The organism is Curtobacterium sp. MCLR17_042, assembly GCF_003234695.1.
Lineage (GTDB): Bacteria > Actinomycetota > Actinomycetes > Actinomycetales > Microbacteriaceae > Curtobacterium > Curtobacterium flaccumfaciens.
This window is the reverse complement of sequence record NZ_QKTD01000009.1, coordinates 32769-48272: the sequence shown is the minus strand read 5'-3', so window position 1 is coordinate 48272 and position 15504 is coordinate 32769. Positions and strand designations below refer to the sequence as shown.

The 15504-nt window shown below is 69.7% G+C and carries 19 protein-coding genes; 5 read left to right on the top strand and 14 right to left on the bottom strand.

From position 1 onward, the window contains the following. Positions 1–111: 111 nt before the first annotated feature. The 10 genes from DEJ02_RS10450 to DEJ02_RS10405 form a co-directional block, all read right to left on the bottom strand. Complete coding sequence (locus DEJ02_RS10450; RefSeq protein WP_017886454.1) at positions 112–399, bottom strand: HU family DNA-binding protein; 288 nt, start codon at positions 397–399, stop codon at positions 112–114. A 290-nt stretch (positions 400–689) separates the two neighbouring features. Further along, complete coding sequence (rpsN, locus tag DEJ02_RS10445; RefSeq protein WP_017886455.1) at positions 690–995, bottom strand: 30S ribosomal protein S14; 306 nt, start codon at positions 993–995, stop codon at positions 690–692. A gap of 2 nt (positions 996–997) precedes the next feature. Continuing rightward, the gene (gene rpmG / locus DEJ02_RS10440; protein ID WP_017886456.1) at positions 998–1168 is read right to left on the bottom strand and encodes a 50S ribosomal protein L33; all 171 of its coding nucleotides are present in this window, start codon (positions 1166–1168) and stop codon (positions 998–1000) included. After that, positions 1168–1404 (bottom strand): 50S ribosomal protein L28, encoded by a 237-nt coding sequence (gene rpmB / locus DEJ02_RS10435; protein WP_027464952.1) that lies wholly within the window; start codon positions 1402–1404, stop codon positions 1168–1170. Before rpmB ends, rpmG begins: the two co-directional genes overlap by 1 nt. Before the next feature lie 431 nt (positions 1405–1835). Beyond that, a complete protein-coding gene (locus tag DEJ02_RS10430) occupies positions 1836–2531 on the bottom strand; it encodes an alpha/beta fold hydrolase (RefSeq protein WP_071246243.1) in 696 nt (231 codons plus the stop codon). A gap of 10 nt (positions 2532–2541) precedes the next feature. Beyond that, positions 2542–2967 carry a Fur family transcriptional regulator gene (locus DEJ02_RS10425; RefSeq protein ID WP_111033016.1) on the bottom strand — a complete coding sequence of 142 codons (426 nt, stop codon included), beginning with the start codon at positions 2965–2967 and terminating at the stop codon, positions 2542–2544. Then, positions 2964–3902 carry a metal ABC transporter permease gene (locus tag DEJ02_RS10420; protein WP_111033015.1) on the bottom strand — a complete coding sequence of 313 codons (939 nt, stop codon included), beginning with the start codon at positions 3900–3902 and terminating at the stop codon, positions 2964–2966. Before DEJ02_RS10420 ends, DEJ02_RS10425 begins: the two co-directional genes overlap by 4 nt. Continuing rightward, a complete protein-coding gene (locus DEJ02_RS10415; RefSeq protein WP_051596603.1) occupies positions 3902–4747 on the bottom strand; it encodes a metal ABC transporter ATP-binding protein in 846 nt (281 codons plus the stop codon). The genes DEJ02_RS10420 and DEJ02_RS10415 overlap by 1 nt, the downstream gene beginning before the upstream one ends. 47 nt (positions 4748–4794) lie before the next feature. Beyond that, complete coding sequence (locus tag DEJ02_RS10410; RefSeq protein ID WP_111033013.1) at positions 4795–5709, bottom strand: metal ABC transporter solute-binding protein, Zn/Mn family; 915 nt, start codon at positions 5707–5709, stop codon at positions 4795–4797. 127 nt (positions 5710–5836) lie between these two features. After that, on the bottom strand, positions 5837–7105 hold the full coding sequence (locus DEJ02_RS10405) for a PTS transporter subunit EIIC (protein WP_111033011.1): 1269 nt from the start codon (positions 7103–7105) through the stop codon (positions 5837–5839). 178 nt (positions 7106–7283) lie between these two features. On the opposite strand from DEJ02_RS10405, the gene DEJ02_RS10400 reads away from it, so the two are divergent. Next, the gene (locus tag DEJ02_RS10400; protein ID WP_017886464.1) at positions 7284–7520 is read left to right on the top strand and encodes a PTS transporter subunit EIIB; all 237 of its coding nucleotides are present in this window, start codon (positions 7284–7286) and stop codon (positions 7518–7520) included. Continuing rightward, positions 7517–7969 carry a glucose PTS transporter subunit IIA gene (locus tag DEJ02_RS10395; protein ID WP_111033009.1) on the top strand — a complete coding sequence of 151 codons (453 nt, stop codon included), beginning with the start codon at positions 7517–7519 and terminating at the stop codon, positions 7967–7969. Before DEJ02_RS10400 ends, DEJ02_RS10395 begins: the two co-directional genes overlap by 4 nt. Before the next feature lie 78 nt (positions 7970–8047). Here the strand turns inward: DEJ02_RS10395 and DEJ02_RS10390 are convergent, their stop codons facing one another. Beyond that, positions 8048–8782, bottom strand: a complete 735-nt coding sequence (locus tag DEJ02_RS10390) for a GntR family transcriptional regulator (protein ID WP_017886466.1) — start codon at positions 8780–8782, stop codon at positions 8048–8050. A 206-nt stretch (positions 8783–8988) separates the two neighbouring features. On the opposite strand from DEJ02_RS10390, the gene DEJ02_RS10385 reads away from it, so the two are divergent. The 3 genes from DEJ02_RS10385 (at position 8989) to DEJ02_RS10375 (ending at position 12106) form a co-directional block, all read left to right on the top strand. Continuing rightward, a complete protein-coding gene (locus DEJ02_RS10385; RefSeq protein ID WP_111033007.1) occupies positions 8989–9381 on the top strand; it encodes a lactococcin 972 family bacteriocin in 393 nt (130 codons plus the stop codon). Positions 9382–9443: 62 nt separating this feature from the next. Next, positions 9444–11471, top strand: coding sequence for a hypothetical protein (locus DEJ02_RS10380; RefSeq protein ID WP_111033005.1), 2028 nt, complete (start codon positions 9444–9446; stop codon positions 11469–11471). Then, positions 11468–12106 (top strand): ABC transporter ATP-binding protein, encoded by a 639-nt coding sequence (locus tag DEJ02_RS10375; RefSeq protein WP_111033003.1) that lies wholly within the window; start codon positions 11468–11470, stop codon positions 12104–12106. The genes DEJ02_RS10380 and DEJ02_RS10375 overlap by 4 nt, the downstream gene beginning before the upstream one ends. A 4-nt stretch (positions 12107–12110) precedes the next feature. Here the strand turns inward: DEJ02_RS10375 and DEJ02_RS10370 are convergent, their stop codons facing one another. From DEJ02_RS10370 to DEJ02_RS10360, 3 genes are all read right to left on the bottom strand, one after another. Continuing rightward, on the bottom strand, positions 12111–12692 hold the full coding sequence (locus DEJ02_RS10370; protein ID WP_111030920.1) for a GNAT family N-acetyltransferase: 582 nt from the start codon (positions 12690–12692) through the stop codon (positions 12111–12113). A gap of 139 nt (positions 12693–12831) precedes the next feature. Next, positions 12832–14430, bottom strand: a complete 1599-nt coding sequence (locus DEJ02_RS10365) for a dihydrolipoamide acetyltransferase family protein (protein ID WP_111032999.1) — start codon at positions 14428–14430, stop codon at positions 12832–12834. A 41-nt stretch (positions 14431–14471) separates the two neighbouring features. Beyond that, a complete protein-coding gene (locus DEJ02_RS10360; protein WP_071404980.1) occupies positions 14472–15431 on the bottom strand; it encodes an alpha-ketoacid dehydrogenase subunit beta in 960 nt (319 codons plus the stop codon). Positions 15432–15504: the final 73 nt, after the last annotated feature.

The window sequence follows — 15504 nt, the reverse complement described above, 5'->3', positions numbered from 1 at the left end:
GTGCAAACCGGCACGGGCCTCCAGGCCAGGACGCGCGCACCACGCGCCCGCACGCCCCGGGAACGACGAAAGGGACGGCCGAAGCCGTCCCTCCCGATGCGCGGAACAGTCTTACTTGACCGCAGCCTTGAGCTTCGAGCCGGCGCTGACCTTGACCGAGTCGCTCGCGGCGATCTCGATGGCGTCACCCGTCTGCGGGTTGCGGCCGGTGCGGGCGGCGCGGTGCGTCTTCTCGAAGGCGATCCAACCGGGGATCGTGACCTTCGTGCCGTCGGCGACGGACGACGAGACGACGCTGAAGAGCGCGTCGACGACGCCGTTGACGGTGGCCTGGCTCTGGCCGGACTCAGCGGCGACGGCAGCGACGAGCTCGGTGCGGTTCAGTGACTTGTCAGCCATGGATGTCCTCCTCGGACTTCTTGCAGTATCGGTCGGACGCACGTGTCGTCCGGCGCCCGGAGCGGGTGCCCCGTGCCACGGTGCCAGTGGGCCGAGGGCCCGGCGGAACCGGAGTTGAACCTACCAGCCGCCGGGGGTGAAAACCGCCGACTCGCCCGGATTTCCGGGGTTGTCGGGGCTCCGAGGGGGTGCTGGAGGGGCAGATGTGACGAATGACGGCTCGCATGTACCCCGTACACAGCGAACGCCCCGCCACCAGGAGGTGACGGGGCGTCGTGTACTGCGAGTGCTTACCAGGAGCTCTTCGTGATGCCGGGGAGCTCGCCGCGGTGGGCCATGTCACGGAAACGGACACGGCTGATGCCGAACTCACCGAGGTGGCCACGGGGGCGGCCGTCGATGGCGTCGCGGTTGCGGTAGCGGATGGGCGATGCGTCGCGGGGCAGCTTCTGCAGACCCACGCGGGCGGCCTCACGCGACTCGTCGGTGCCGTTCGGGTCCACGAGGGCCTTCTTCAGCTCGAGACGACGCTCGGCGTAGCGCGCGATGATGACGGCACGCTGGTTGTTCTTCGCGATCTTGCTCTTCTTCGCCATGCTTAGCGCTCCTCACGGAAGTCGACGTGCTTGCGGATCACCGGGTCGTACTTCTTGAGCACGAGTCGGTCGGGGTTGTTCCGACGGTTCTTCTTGGTCACGTAGGTGAACCCGGTGCCCGCCGTCGAGCGGAGCTTGATGATCGGACGGATGTCCTGACCCTTTTTCGCCATCAGATCTTCTCCCCACGGGCGAGGAGATCCTTGACGACGGACTCGATGCCACGTGCGTCGATCACCTTGATGCCCTTCGCGCTGAGCGTGAGCGTGACGTTACGACGAAGCGAGGGCACGTAGTACGTCTTCTTCTGCACGTTCGGGTCGAAGCGACGCTTCGTCCGGCGGTGCGAGTGCGAGATGTTGTGACCGAAGCCGGGAACGGCGCCGGTCACCTGGCACACTGCTGCCATGGTTTCCTCCTGAGTACCGTGCGACCGGACGGCCGCACCCAAGTTCACTTGCCTGGTGCACACGCGCACTGCCACCTGGGTGGCCGTGCGAGGGGGTTGTGTGCACCGCCCAGGTCCGCATCCCCTGTCGAAGGAGAGCCGGACACCGCGCGACCGCGGCGTTCGCGACGGTCGGAGGGCTTGGAACAACGGGTTCGCCGCGCGGACGCGGAGAACCAGGGGTCCACGTTACGCGAGGACCGGGCGTGTCGCAAGCCGCGCCTCCAGGCCTGGAGGCCCGTGGCGGCAGACCGGACCGCTCACGTGACCCCGTTGGTCGCCCCCACGGCGTTCGAGTGTGCAGAAGACGCCGGGTGCCGGAGGCGGACCCGACGTCTTCTGCTCACTCGACGGCGACGCGCGCTCGAGGCCGCGCGCCCGGCGCTGCGCGCCTACGGCGCCTGCGTCGGCTTGGGCGCCAGCGCCTGCACCATCAGCTCGCCGAGCTGCTGCGGCGCCGTGAACATCGGCCAGTGGCCGGTCTCGAGCCCGACGATGGAGAGCTCCTCGGTCGCGACGAGCTCGGCCGCCCAGGCCTGGTGGTCCGCCACCATCGCCAGCAGCTCGGCGGCGGGGATCTCGCAGGTGATGATCGTCGCGGGGATCGTGTGCCGTGCGGGGTCGGCGTAGTGGAACCGGTCCGACGGCACCGAGGCCGGCTCGGGGATCGCCCGGTGCTCGACGTCCTGCCGGACCTCGGGCGTCATGCCCCGGACGGTGGCGGGTTCCCAGATGTCCCACGACGGCAGCGGCACGACCCCGTCGACCACGGGCAGCTCGTCGTTGACGCACCCGCCTTCCGGCCCCGGGAACGTGTCGACGTAGAGCAGGTGCGCGACGAGCGACGGGCGCTGGTCGGCGGCCATGTACGCGATCGGCCCGGCACCCGAGTGTCCGGCGAGCACGACGGGTTCGTCGGCGGACGCGACGTCGTCCAGGATCGCGACCAGCGCGGCGACCTGCTCGTCGAGCGTGTCGCCGTCGCGCGTGACGGCCTGCACCGAGTGCCCGGCTTCCCGGAGCACCGGGGCGACGTCGTCCCATGCGCTCGCGTCGAGCCAGAACCCGGGGACCAGGATGACGTGCATGCGGGGCAGGTTACTCGCCGGTGGAGTCCGTCGTGCGGGCTGCCGTGCAGACGGCGCACTCGCCGAAGATGTCGACGACGTGACTGGCGTTGGTGAACCCGTTGGCGGCGGCGACGTCCTGCGCCCACTGCTCCACCGGGTCCGCCTCGATCTCGACGGTCCGGCCGCAGTTCCGGCAGATCAGGTGGTGGTGGTGTGCGTCCGTCGTGCACGCCCGGTACAGCGATTCGCCGTCCTGCTGCAGGGAGTCGGCGTCACCCTCGGTGGCCAGGTCGGCGAGCGCCCGGTAGACGGTGGCCAGACCGATGGTCGATCCCTCGTCCCGCAGGTGCTGGTGCAGCGCCTGCGCGCTGACGAACCCCTCGGTCGAGTCGAGGGCTCCGCGCACCGCTTCGCGCTGCCACGTGTTCCGCTTGGTCTTCTGCACGGCGTTCATGCTGGCACCTCTTCCTTCCGACCGGCTGTCGACGTCGTCCCTGCCTGGAGGCCCGGCTCGCCCCCGCCACGCTGGCTCCGGCCGGCGACGCGGTTGCGTCCCCGCTTGTCGCGTCGCGACCCGATGATCCGGCAGACCACCCAGATCGCGAACGAGATGGTCGTCACGTACGGGCTGATCGGCAGGCCGCCGCCCAGTGCGAGCAGGATGCCACCGACGACCGACGTCACCGCGAACACCGTCGACAGCACCGGCACGACGACCGGGTGCGAGCTGAGGCGCAGGGCCGCGGCCGCCGGGGTGACGAGCAGGGAGAGCACGAGCAACGCTCCGACGATCTGCACCGACACGGCGGTGGCCAGTCCGAGCACGAGCATGAACACGATCGCGAGGGTCCGCACCGGGATCCCCGCGGCCGCAGCTACATCGGGGTCGACCGAGGCGAACATCAGCGGGCGCCAGATGACGAGCAGTGTCGCCACGACGATCGCGGCGACCACGATCAGGAACGTCAGCTGCGGGTTGTCGACCGAGACGATCTGCCCGGTGAGCAGCCCGAACTTGTTGGCGGCCCGGCCCTTGTAGAGCGCCAGGCAGAGGATGCCGAGCCCGAGCCCGAACGGCATGAGGACGGCGATGATCGAGTTGCGTTCCCGGGCACGCGACCCGAGGAGGCCGATGAGCAGGGCGGCGATGACCGACCCGACGAGCGATCCGGACACCACGTTCACTCCGAGCAGCAGCGAGGCGCTGGCCCCGGCGAACGAGAGCTCCGAGATGCCGTGCACGGCGAACGGCATGTTCCGGGCGACGACGAACGGGCCGATGAGCCCGCCGACGATGCCGAGCACCGCGCCGGCCCAGATCGAGTTCTGCACGAGCACGAGGAGCTCGCCGTAGTCCTGGAACGAGAAGACGGTCGATAGCAGGTCCATCAGATCCGCCCTTCGTCGGGCTGGTCGGCGTGCGGGTCGACCTCGCCCGGGTGGTGCTCGTGGGCCTCGTTCGCCCCGACGATGACGATGCGTCCCATGGTGCGGACGACGTCGACGGGCGTGCCGTACAGGTCGCTGAGCACGTCGGCGCGCAGGACCTCGTCCGGTGAACCGATCCGGAACCGACCGCCGGCGATGTAGAGGACCCGGTCGACCACGTCGAGGATCGGGTTCACGTCGTGCGTCACGAACAGCACGGCGGCCTCGCGCTGTCGGCGCTCACGGTCGATGAGCTCGGTGATCCCGCGCTGGTGCCGCAGGTCGAGCGAGATGAGGGGTTCGTCGCACAGCAGCAGGGCGGGGTCGGCTGCGATGGCCTGCCCGACGCGGGTGCGCTGCTGTTCTCCGCCGGAGAGCTCGGCGACCGGGGCGTCCGCGAAGGCGGTGGCGCCGACCTCGTCGAGGACCCGGTCGATGCGCATCCGGTCGGCCTTCGACGCCCGTCGGATGCCCCACCGGTGCCCGGTCACGCCCTGGGCGATCATGTCCCGCGCGCGCAGGGGCGTGCCCGCCTCCATCAGACGCTGCTGCGGGATGTAGCCGATCTTCCGGTGGCCGCGGTGCACCGGTTGCCCGAGGAACGACATCGTGCCGCTCGTCAGCCGCTGCTGCCCGAGGACGGTGCGGAGCAGTGAGGTCTTGCCGGCGCCGTTCGGGCCGAGGACCGCGACGAACTCCCCCGGCGCGAGGTCGAGGTCGAGGCCTGCCCAGAGCTTCCGGGCGCCGTACGACAACCCGGCGTCGCGGAGCGCGAGGACCGGACGAGCCGCAGCCCGGTCGTCCACCGTGGTGGTCGCCGGGCTGTGGGTCGCCGCTGCTGCGGTCGAGGTCGTCACTTCTGGAGCGCTGCCTTCACCGCGTCGATGTTCGCCTGCTGCCACGAGACGTAATCCTGCCCCGTGGGGAGCGTCTCCGTGACACCGACGACGGGGATGTCGTTCTGCTCGGCCGCCTTCTGGACCTGCTCGGTCTCGGGGCTGGACGCCTGGTTGTTGTAGGCGAGGAGCTGCACGCGCTTGCCGGTGAACAGCGCGAGGGTGTCGCGGAGGGCCGCCGGCGGGACGTCGTCGCCTTCCTCGATGGCCTCGGAGAAGTCCGGCGGGGTCTCGTTCTCGAGCCCCATCGCGTCGAACAGGTACCCGGGCACCGGCTCCGTGTACGCCACCTTGTCGCCGGAGTCCTGCTTCTTGACGGCCTCGGTCTGGGACTCGAGGTCCTCGAGCTTGGTGGTGAGCGTTGCGGCGTTCTTCTCGAAGGCGTCCTTGCCGCTCTCGTCGAGCGCGCTGAGGTCCTTCGTGACCGCCTCGACCAGCTTCACCATCGTCGGGTAGCTGTAGAAGACGTGCTCGTTGAACTCGGCGCTGCCGCCCTTGTCGAGGCCGGAGAGCTTCACGACGTTGATCGTGTCCGCCTTGGTGTCCGAGGCGTTCGCGAGTGTCGTCATGAAGTCGTCGTAGCCGCCACCGTTCTCGATGAGCAGGTCGGCCTTGGACACGGAGAGCTGCGTGCGGGCGCTCGACTCGAACGAGTGCGGGTCCTGCGACGGGTCGCTCAGGATGCTCGTCACGGTGACGGCGTCGCCACCGATCGTCTTGACGATCGAGCCGTAGACGTTGGTGGAGGCGACGACGTTGATCGTGCCGTCACTGCTGCTGGCCTCCCCCGAGGCGGACGAGGTGGCGCACCCGGTCAGGGCGAGCGCGGCGGCGCCGGCGACGAGCGGGAGGGCGAGGAGGCGGTTGTGCATGGCACGACGCTAACGCCTACTGATAACGATTGTCAAAACCGCTATGAGGGCTCTCAGCGCGACCGGGAGACGGACGGGAGGCCCGGTGCCAGCTGGCACCGGGCCTCCCGTCCATCGGAACGCGCGTCTACGGCTTGGTGGCCGCGTCGATCGTGTTCTCGGCGATCGTGTCCTCTTCACGGCCGGGCGTGCGGAGGTTCCACTTCTTGATCACAAAACTGAACAGGAAGTAGTACACGACCGCGTAGCCGAGGCCGATCGGGATGAGCCAGATCGCACCGTCCGCCTTGCCGAAGTTCAGCACGTAGTCGATCGCACCGGCCGAGAACGAGAACCCGTCGTGGATCCCGAGGGCGTTCACCAGGGCGAGCGAGGTACCCGTGAGCACCGCGTGGATCACGTAGAGCGGGAACGCGACGAACATGAACGAGTACTCGAGCGGCTCGGTGATGCCCGTGACGAACGAGGTCAGTGCGGCGGAGATCATGATCCCGCCGACGAGCTTGCGGTTCTGCGGCTTGGCGTTGCGCCAGATCGCCAGGGCACCGGCGGGCAGCGCGAACATCATGATCGGGAAGAAGCCGGTCTGGAAGATACCGGCGGTCGGGTCGCCAGCGAGGAAGCGAGGGATGTCACCGTGGACGAGGTCGCCGGCCGCGTTGGTGAAGCTGCCGAGCTGGAACCACGGGAAGAAGTTGAGCAGCTGGTGCAGCCCGATCGGGATGAGCATGCGGTTCGCGAAGCCGAAGATGCCGCCGCCGATCACGGCGTTGTCGGCCACGGCCGTCCCGGCCGCGGTCAGTGCGATGTCGAAGTAGCGGTAGACGAACGACATCGCGACGGCGATGACGAGACCCGCAGCGGCCGTCAGGATCGGAACCAGGCGGCGACCGGAGAAGAACCCGAGGAAGTCGGGCATCTTCGTGCGGTGGAACTTCTCCCACATCACGGCGGAGACGAGCCCCATCACGATGCCGCCGAGCACCCCGTAGTTGATCGTGGCCTGCTCGCCATTGGCGTTCTTGACCCCGGCGAGGACGACCGGCGACATCACTGCGAACACCTCGTACATGACCATGTAGCCGACGACCGCAGCGAGCGCGGTGGTGCCGTCGGACTTCTTCGCCCAGCCGATCGCGATGCCCACCGCGAACAGCAGCGGGAGCCACGTGAAGATCGCCTGGCCGGCAGCCGAGATGACTCCGGCGCCCGTCTCGAAGCCGGGGATCGCACCGAGGAGGTCGGGCTGGCCGATGCGGTTCAGGATGCCCGCCGCGGGCATGACCGCGATCGGCAGGAGCAGGCTCCGTCCGAGGCGCTGGGCCTGTGCGAACAGCCGTGACTGCTTCTTCGGCTTCTTCTTCTCCGGCACATCCGTGGCAGTGGTGGCGCTCATCGGAGGTCCTCTCGTCATTGGGTGGAGCTGTCGGGGTGAGTTGAGTCGTGTAGCCAGCGCAGGTAACCTCGGCGGTGTCGCCAGGTCCGGTCCTGTCCGGTCATGACCAGTTCCGTAGTCTGATCCGAGAGCGGTCCGGTGTCAACCTGCGACGCAAACCCTTAACGAGGAGGAAACGATGGCCGACATCAAGGCAGCCGACATCATCGCCGCACTCGGCGGTGCCGAGAACATCGAAGAGGTCGAGGGCTGCATCACGCGCCTCCGCGTCGAGGTCGAGGACGGGGACCTGGTCGACAAGGCCGCCCTGCAGGCAGCCGGAGCCCAGGCCGTCGTCGGAGGCGGCACCGGCTGGCAGGTCATCGTCGGCACGGTCGCCGACAACCTCGCCCAGGACATCCAGGACGAACTGTGACCGTCGTCCGCACCCCGTTCGGCGGCCCGGTCGTCGCCCTCGCCGACGTGCCCGACCCGGTGTTCGCCGGGCAGCTGGTCGGCGCGGGCGTCGCGGTCGACCCGACGGGCGTCGAGGGTGCGATCACCGCGGTGGCCCCGGTCGACGGCACCATCGTCAAGCTGCACCCGCACGCGTTCGCCCTGCAGGGTGCCGCGGGCACCGACGTCCTGGTGCACGTCGGCATCGACACCGTGAAGCTCTCCGGCGAGGGCTTCGAGCTCCTCGCGACCGAGGGCGACACCGTCACCGCCGGTGACCCCGTCGTCCGGTTCACCCCGTCGGTCATCTCGGCCGCCGGGTACTCGCCGATCTGCCCGGTCGTGGTGCTCGGTTCGACGCCGGACAGCGTCGACCAGGGGACGGTCGGCACCACGGTGCTCGACGGCGACACCCTCTTCGAGGTCTAGGGCCACTTCCCCCTTCGAGAGCGACTGTGTACTGCGGAACACCCGCGGCACACAGTCGCTTTCGCGTTGTCGGGCGGACTACGCGACCGCGGGGGTCGCCGTGACCTCCATCTGCACCCGGTAGCGGTCCGAGCGGTACCAGCTGCGGGTGTGCTCCACGGGGCGTTCCCCCGCGTACGACACCCGGTCGAACTCGAGCACCGGCGCTCCGGTCTTCGTCCCGAGCAGCGTCGCGACGTCGTCGGCCGCCGGGTTCGCCGCGACGGTCTGCTGCGCGCGGTCGATCGGGGTGCCGTACTCCGTGGCGATGATCGAGTACACCGACCCGGACAGGTCGTGGTCGAGCAGGCCCGGGAACGCGTCGGCCACGAGCCAGGCGTCGTCGATCGACACCGGAGCGCCATCGGCCATCCGCAGGCGCTTCACGTGGAAGGCCGGCACGTCCGGGTCGATCCGCAGGGCTGCGGCGGTGTCGGCCGGCGGTACCCGCTCTTCGCGCACGAGCACCACGGTGGTCGGCTCGTGCCCCATCGCCCGCATCTCCTCGGTGAACGAGGCGAGGTGCAGCGTCGACTGCACGGGCCGGTGCGCCACGAAGGTGCCCTTGCCGCGGACGCGCTCCAGGTAGCCCTCGTTGACCAGCTGCCCGAGGGCCTCACGCACGGTGATCCGGGAGACGCCGTACTCGGCGATGAGCTGGCGTTCGGACGGGATCGCGGCACCGGGAGCCAGTCGCGTGGTGACGAGGTCGAGCAGGATGCGCCGCAGCTGCTGGTGCTTCGGTTCGGCACCCTCGGTGATGCGGCTCGTCATGCGTCCCTCGTGCTCCGTTGCTGGTCCTGGGCGGTGGTCATGCGCGGACATGACCAGTTCCCATCACAGTAGCGAGTCAGGCCGGGAAGACCAACGTCGGCGATCCCTGCCGTGGTGGAACATGCATTTCAGATTCTTGACATCAGTACTGCACCGCTGCCACGATCGGTCGAGCCTCATCGGGGGGCACATGGGAGGAAACAGTCATGCACAAGTCCAGAACGAAGATGCTCGTCGGCCTCGGTCTCACCGTCGGCCTGATCACGGGCACTGCGACGGCGGTATCAGCTGCGCAGTTCGAGGTCATGGGATCAGGGTCGGAAGCCGGCGGAGTGGCCGTCGCTGCTTCCGGTGCAAGTGCGAGCGGTGAGACCAGCGGCATCGGTACCGACAACGACGGCGGGGGCGGGAGCTTCTGGCAATGGGGCGTCGGCAAGGACGACACCTGGTCGAACTACTTCCGCGAGAAGCGGTGCCACGGCGCGACCGCGGTCGGCAAGAAGTCGAAGCGCGTCACGAACGTGCCAGGCGGCCGGTACGCGATGGCGATGACACCGAAGGCGCGCAGCGGCAACAAGGCGTATTACCACAACTGCTGAGACCGGGAGCGGGCGGTCCGAGAGACCGTCCGCTCCGGCTCACGCTCGCCGCAAGGGGGACCATGAACATCCGATCGGTGACGCTCGCCTACCTCGTCCCGCCCCTCCTGGCTGCCGTCCTGGGCTTCATCGGCCTGGTGCAGGTCAGTGAAGCCGGCATCGTGGGCGCCTCGTCCGTGGCGACCGCTGCCGCCGGTGCTGAGACCAGATCGAACCAGCGGGTCGCGACCGCGCTCGAGCAGGTCGCCGAGGCCGAGCACGCGACGATCGCACGGGTGGTGGCGGACCGCGAAGCTCCGACGACGCGGCGCGTGGCGCTCGTCACCGACGCGCCCTCGAGCCGCGGTGCCGGCTGGCTCCTCGACGGGTACGAGGACTTCACGAGGTCGATGGCCACCACCGTCCGTCCGATGTCGGAACTCGACCAGTTCGACCCGACCGGCTCGTACTCGATCTTCGGGGACGACGACGCTCGGCGAGCCGTCGTGAGCGCACTGACAGACGCCGGGTACGAGGTCAGCGTGGAGCGCGTGCCGCTCCTGCAACGCATCGGCGTCACCGACGGCTTGGATCAGACCCTGGCCCTGGTCGGAGCACTGGTCTCGGGATGCGTGGCGCTCTGCCTGATGACGACCGTCGGGGCCCCTCGCCGCAGCGCAGTCCGCCGACTGCACGGAGACACCACAGCCGCCATCGTCGTCCAGGAGCTGGTTGAGCTCCGGACCGCCGTGCTCGTCATCGCCATCGGAGCACCCGTCGCCGCCATCGGGCTCTGGTTCTACAACGGGCTCGCTTCGGCGGCGACCCTCGCCGCCGCGATCTCGGTGTTCTGCGTGGGGCTGCTCGTTCCGGTCGTCGTCGCGCACACGATCGGCACGGTGCTCGCGTGTCGACAGCCGCTGGCCGGCGCACTGCGGGGCGCTCGACCAGCGGGCACGCTCCTGCTCGTCGCACAGATCGCACGGGTGCCCGCGCTGCTGTTGCTCGTCGCGGCCGTCTTCGAACTGACCGGGGCGGTGACCACCGCGCGGCAGGGAACGGCAGAACGGGATCTTCGGGCGGCCGGCGAAACCGTCCAGCTCTGGGTCACCCCGGATCCCCGCCCGGTCGAGGAGCAGGCCTACTGGGACCGCATCGGCGATTTCGCCGGAGGGGCGCTCGAGCGGCGTGATGCGTTCCTCGCCGCCGCGGTCGAAGTGTCGAGTGGCCGAGGAAAGTCGACGGTTCCTGCGCTCGTCGTCGACCAGGGCTACCTCGACCTGCAGGACGTCCGTTCCGCGGACGGGGCCCGCATCACCACCGACGGCGCGGAGATCGCAGTGTGGATGCCTGCCGACAGTGAGCTCTCCCGCGACCGGCTCGTCGCGGGTCTGACCGAATGGCAGTTGCGAGATGCACCCGACGCCCTCCTCGAGCGCGTCACCGGTGGCACGCTGGCACGCCAGCAGGTCTACTCGTACCCGGACGACGCATCGTCGCGCGCGTGGCTCGACGATGCCGTGATCGTGGTCGTCCCCACGCCGGTCGACGTCTTCTCGGCCGATGAACTCGGATCGTGGTTGTCGACCGGAGACGTCGTCTTCACGTCCCGTGCTGCCGCCGAGCGGTCGATCGACGCGTCGGGCCTCCGCGCCGAGTTCAGCGCGGTCGTCGCGGTGGGTCAGTCTGCGGCGGAACAGGCACGGCACGCAGCGACGACCGTGGCGATCGGGACGGGCACCCTGGTCAGCACCCTCGCCGTCAGCGTCATGCTCGGGATGGTCGCCACGATCGCGCACCGACGCCGTCACGGCCGTGCGCTGTTCGCGAAGTTCACCAGTGGCATCTCGCCCGTCCGCACCGATGCTGGCCTGCTGACGATCGAAGCCGGTCTGGTCTCGATCGCCGTCATCGCCGTCGTCAACACCTGGTGGTCGCAACGCCCGGACGGAAGCGGGCTCAGATCGGCACTCGACCCGGTCGCGCAGTCGGCCGGAGTCGCCGGGGCGCTCGCGCTCGTGACGCTCGCGGCGGTGAGCGCCACCAGCCTCGTCGTCATGGCCGTCACGGCACGGAGCACTGCACGCAACCGAGGGAACGGATCACGATGATCGAGGTACGGAACGCATCGAAGCGTCGCGGAGGCCGTGCACTGTGGCACGACCTGACGTTCGAGGTGGCAGGCGGAGAGATCGTCGGCTTGGTCGGGCCGAGCGGCTGCGGGAAGTCGACGCTGCTCGACTGTGTCGGGCACGTCGATGCCCTCGACGGCGGCACGATCCGGATCAACGGAGAGTCAGCGGGCTCGAACGAGCGGCGGGCACGACTGATCCGGCGGCGCCACCTCGGGTACCTGTTCCAGGACTTCGGGTTGGTACCCGACATGACGGTCCAGTCGAACGTCGACGTGGTTCGTCTGCCGGACGGACGGCGGAGACACCGAGGCATCCGGACGGGCGAGGCCCTCGACCGTGTCGGTCTGGCCGGACGCGGAACGGACCGCGTCCACGAACTCAGCGGCGGCGAGCAGCAACGCGTCGCGATGGCGCGGCTCCTGGTGAAGCGTCCGTCGGTCATCCTCGCCGACGAGCCGACGAGCGCCCTCGACGACGGCAACGCCGCGATGGTGCTCGACCTGCTGGACGAGCTGGCGGCCGACGGAGCGGCCGTCCTGATCGCGACGCACTCGTCATCGGTCGAAGCGCGCGCCGCACGGAGCATCACGCTCGGCGGACCCGCTCGCTGACGGGTCAGGCGTTGGCGACGAGCCAGGCGAACTGCTCGTCGGAGAGCAGCCGATCCGTCCAGACCTGCCCCTCGACGCCGGCGGCCGCACGGTTCTGCGCAGCCGGAGCCCCCTGCCACACCAGCGACAGCCCGGCACGACGCAGCACGGCTGCGGAAGCGGGGTTGTTCGTGAGCACCCGGCCGGTCACCGGGACGTCCGGAGCGGTGTCGGCGGCGGCACGCACGGCAGCGAGGGCGATCTCGGACGCGAAGCCCTGTCCCCAGGCCGCGGGCGCCAGACGGTAGCCGAGGTTCCAGACCCCACCGGCGGTCATGTCGACCCCGCCCACACCCACGAAGGCGTGGTCGGAGGCGCTGCGGACCGCCCAGGACCCGAGGCCGTGGCGTGCACGACCGCCGATCTTGCGCTGCACCATGTCCACGCTCGAACTCCGCGCCACGTGCCGACCCGTGGGCAGGTGCTGCCACGTGCGGGCGTCCGAGAAGAGCGCGTGCACGTCGTCGATGTCAGCCGGGGTCAGCGGGGTGAGCAGGAGGCGATCCGTTCGGATCTCCTGCGAGGGGGTCAGGAGCTGGTGGACCATGCACCGATCATGCCGCTGACCTCCGACATCCGTGTGAACACCACGCGACGTTTGCGGAAGCCCGCAGATGGTGAGCAGGAATGGTCGAGTGGCTCGAAGCACCCCGACCATTGCTGCTCACGAAGCGGAACGACCGACGCTAGTCGAGCAGGAGCGCGGGCTCCTCGAGCACCGAGGCGACGTCGTGCACGAAGCGGGACGCCACGTCACCGTCGACGACCCGGTGGTCGAACGACGCACCGATCGTGGTCACCATGCGCGAACGGACCTCGCCGTCGACGACCCACGGCTTCGGCTTGATCGTGCCCATGGCGACGATCGCGACCTCGCCGGGGTTGAGGATCGGGGTCCCGGTGTCCATGCCGAACACACCGATGTTCGTGATCGACACCGTGCCGTTCGCCATCTGCTTCGGCGTGGTCTTGCCGTCGCGGGCGGTCAGGGTGAGTTCCTCGAGCGCCTGCGCCAGCTCGAGCAGCGACATGTCCTGCGCGTCCTTGATGTTCGGCACGATGAGCCCGCGCGGGGTCGCCGCGGCGATGCCGAGGTTCACGAAGTGGTGGACGATGATCTCGCGGTCGGTCCAGGTCGAGTTCACCGAGCGGTTCCGGCGGACGGCCCAGATGACGGCCTTCGCGACGATGAGCAGCGGCGAGACCTTGACGCCGGCGAACGTCGGCGAGGCCTTGAGCCGCTTGACGAACTCCATCGTGTGGGTCGCGTCGACGTCGACGAACAGCGACACGTGCGGTGCCGTGAACGCGGACGTGGTCATCGCGGTCGCGATGGCCTTGCGGACGCCCTTGACCGGGATCGTCTCGCTGCGGACCTCACCCCACTCGGGCGTCTCGATGTTCCGGAAGACGCTGGCCTGCTTCGCGTGCCGGATGACGTCGTCACGGGTGACCTCGCCGGCCAGACCGGTCGCGACGATCTCGGTCAGTTCGACGCCGAGGTCCTTCGCGAGCTTCCGGATCGGCGGCTTCGCCAGCACGTTGGTCGCAGTGCTCTGCTTGTGCGCGGAGCCCGTGCCGAGGGCGCTGATCGCCTCGGCGGTGCTCTCCTCGCCCGGGTCGACGGAGGCTTCGGCCGCCACGGCGGTGTCCACACTGGAGGCGCGGCTCGCCTCGGCCGCGAGCGCTGCGGCCCGGCGGGCGCCCGGCTTGCGACGGGAGGGCGACGAGGTCGCCGAGCCGTAGCCGACGAGGACGGCACCGGAGGACTCGTCGGTGCCCTGGACGGTCGCGTCGACGGCGACCGGCTGCACCGGCGCCGCCGGTGCAGGCGCAGCAGCGGGGGTCGGCGCCGCTGCGACCGGAGCGGGGGCAGCAGCGCGCGCCGGAGCGGGCGGGGTCTGCGCGACCGGGGCCGACGGGGCGGCAAGGGCCGGCGGGGTGGACGCGACCACGGGCGAGACCGGGGCGGTCTGGGCGACGGGCGCCGCGCCTCCAGGCTGTTCCGCAGGCGGCGTGAGGGCCGCACCGGAGGCGACCGACGCGTCCGAGTCGACGCGGATGATCGGCTTGCCCACCTCGACCGTGTCCCCCTCGGACACGAGCAGGCCCGTGACGGTGCCGGCGAACGGCGACGGCAGCTCGACGAGCGACTTCGCGGTCTCGATCTCGACGAGCACCTGGTCGACGGCGATCTCGTCCCCGATCGCGACGCGCCACTGCACGATCTCGGCCTCGGTGAGACCTTCACCCACGTCGGGCAGGGGGAATTCGGCGGCGGCCACTACGGCTCCTTCGCGGATCTGGTCGTGCTCGGTCGGACGGGTCAGTAGGCGAGGGCGCGGTCGACGGCCTCGAGGATGCGGTCGGCATCCGGCAGGTGCAGGTGCTCGAGCTTCGAGACCGGGAACGGCACGTCGAAGCCGGAGACCCGCAGCGGCGGTGCCTGCATCGTGTAGAACGCCCGCTCGGCGACGGTCGCGGCGATCTCGCTGCCGACACTGACGAAGCCGGAGGCCTCTTGTGCGATGACCAGGCGACCGGTCTTGCGGACGGAGGCCAGCAGCGGCTCCCAGTCGATCGGCGAGATCGAGCGGAGGTCGATGACCTCGCAGCTGGTGCCCTCGGCCTCGGCGATGTCCGCCGCCTGCATCAGGGTGGCGACCATGGCGCCGTGCCCGACCAGGGTGACCTCGGTGCCGGTGCGGGCGACGCGGGTCGTGTGCATCGGGACGTGACCGTCGACCAGGTCCACCTGGCCCTTGGGCCAGTAGCGGGACTTCGGCTCGAGGAAGATCACCGGGTCCTTCGACGCGATGGCTTCCTGGATCATCCAGTAGGCGTCGTTCGGCGTGCTCGGGCTGACGACCCGCAGGCCCGGGGTGTGCGCGAAGTACGCCTCGGGGGACTCCTGGTGGTGCTCCACGGCGCCGATGTGGCCGCCGTAGGGGATGCGGATGACGACGGGCAGCGACATGTGTGCCGGCAGGCGGTTCGCCATCTTCGCGAGCTGCGAGGTGATCTGGTCGAAGCCGGGCCACACGAAGCCGTCGAACTGGATCTCGACGACCGGGCGGTAGCCGCGCAGGGCGAGGCCGATCGCGGTGCCGATGATGCCGGCCTCGGCGAGCGGGGTGTCCCGCACGCGCTCGGCGCCGAAACGGTCCTGCAGGCCCTCGGTGATGCGGAAGACGCCGCCCAACTGGCCGATGTCCTCGCCCATCAGCAGGACCTTGTCGTCTGCTTCCATGGCCGCGGCGAGCCCGGCGTTCAGGGCCTTGGCCATCGGCAGGGTCGGGGTGGGGTCGCTCGGGACCTCCCCGGCGCCCGGGTGGGAGCGCAGGGTGTAGTCGAAGAGC

Bases quoted from the DNA above. Each gene is read 5' to 3' on its own strand.
- rpmG (WP_017886456.1), bottom strand. From the start codon at position 1,168: ATGGCGAAAAAGGGTCAGGACATCCGTCCGATCATCAAGCTCCGCTCG.
- DEJ02_RS10420 (WP_111033015.1), bottom strand. From the start codon at position 3,902: ATGGACCTGCTATCGACCGTCTTCTCGTTCCAGGACTACGGCGAGCTC.
- DEJ02_RS10410 (WP_111033013.1), bottom strand. From the start codon at position 5,709: ATGCACAACCGCCTCCTCGCCCTCCCGCTCGTCGCCGGCGCCGCCGCG.
- DEJ02_RS10390 (WP_017886466.1), bottom strand. From the start codon at position 8,782: ATGACGAGCCGCATCACCGAGGGTGCCGAACCGAAGCACCAGCAGCTG.
- DEJ02_RS10385 (WP_111033007.1), top strand. From the start codon at position 8,989: ATGCACAAGTCCAGAACGAAGATGCTCGTCGGCCTCGGTCTCACCGTC.
- DEJ02_RS10405 (WP_111033011.1), bottom strand. From the start codon at position 7,105: ATGAGCGCCACCACTGCCACGGATGTGCCGGAGAAGAAGAAGCCGAAG.
- DEJ02_RS10375 (WP_111033003.1), top strand. From the start codon at position 11,468: ATGATCGAGGTACGGAACGCATCGAAGCGTCGCGGAGGCCGTGCACTG.
- rpmB (WP_027464952.1), bottom strand. From the start codon at position 1,404: ATGGCAGCAGTGTGCCAGGTGACCGGCGCCGTTCCCGGCTTCGGTCAC.
- DEJ02_RS10430 (WP_071246243.1), bottom strand. From the start codon at position 2,531: ATGCACGTCATCCTGGTCCCCGGGTTCTGGCTCGACGCGAGCGCATGG.
- DEJ02_RS10425 (WP_111033016.1), bottom strand. From the start codon at position 2,967: ATGAACGCCGTGCAGAAGACCAAGCGGAACACGTGGCAGCGCGAAGCG.
- DEJ02_RS10360 (WP_071404980.1), bottom strand. From the start codon at position 15,431: ATGGCCAAGGCCCTGAACGCCGGGCTCGCCGCGGCCATGGAAGCAGAC.
- DEJ02_RS10380 (WP_111033005.1), top strand. From the start codon at position 9,444: ATGAACATCCGATCGGTGACGCTCGCCTACCTCGTCCCGCCCCTCCTG.
- DEJ02_RS10450 (WP_017886454.1), bottom strand. From the start codon at position 399: ATGGCTGACAAGTCACTGAACCGCACCGAGCTCGTCGCTGCCGTCGCC.
- DEJ02_RS10370 (WP_111030920.1), bottom strand. From the start codon at position 12,692: ATGGTCCACCAGCTCCTGACCCCCTCGCAGGAGATCCGAACGGATCGC.
- rpsN (WP_017886455.1), bottom strand. From the start codon at position 995: ATGGCGAAGAAGAGCAAGATCGCGAAGAACAACCAGCGTGCCGTCATC.
- DEJ02_RS10400 (WP_017886464.1), top strand. From the start codon at position 7,284: ATGGCCGACATCAAGGCAGCCGACATCATCGCCGCACTCGGCGGTGCC.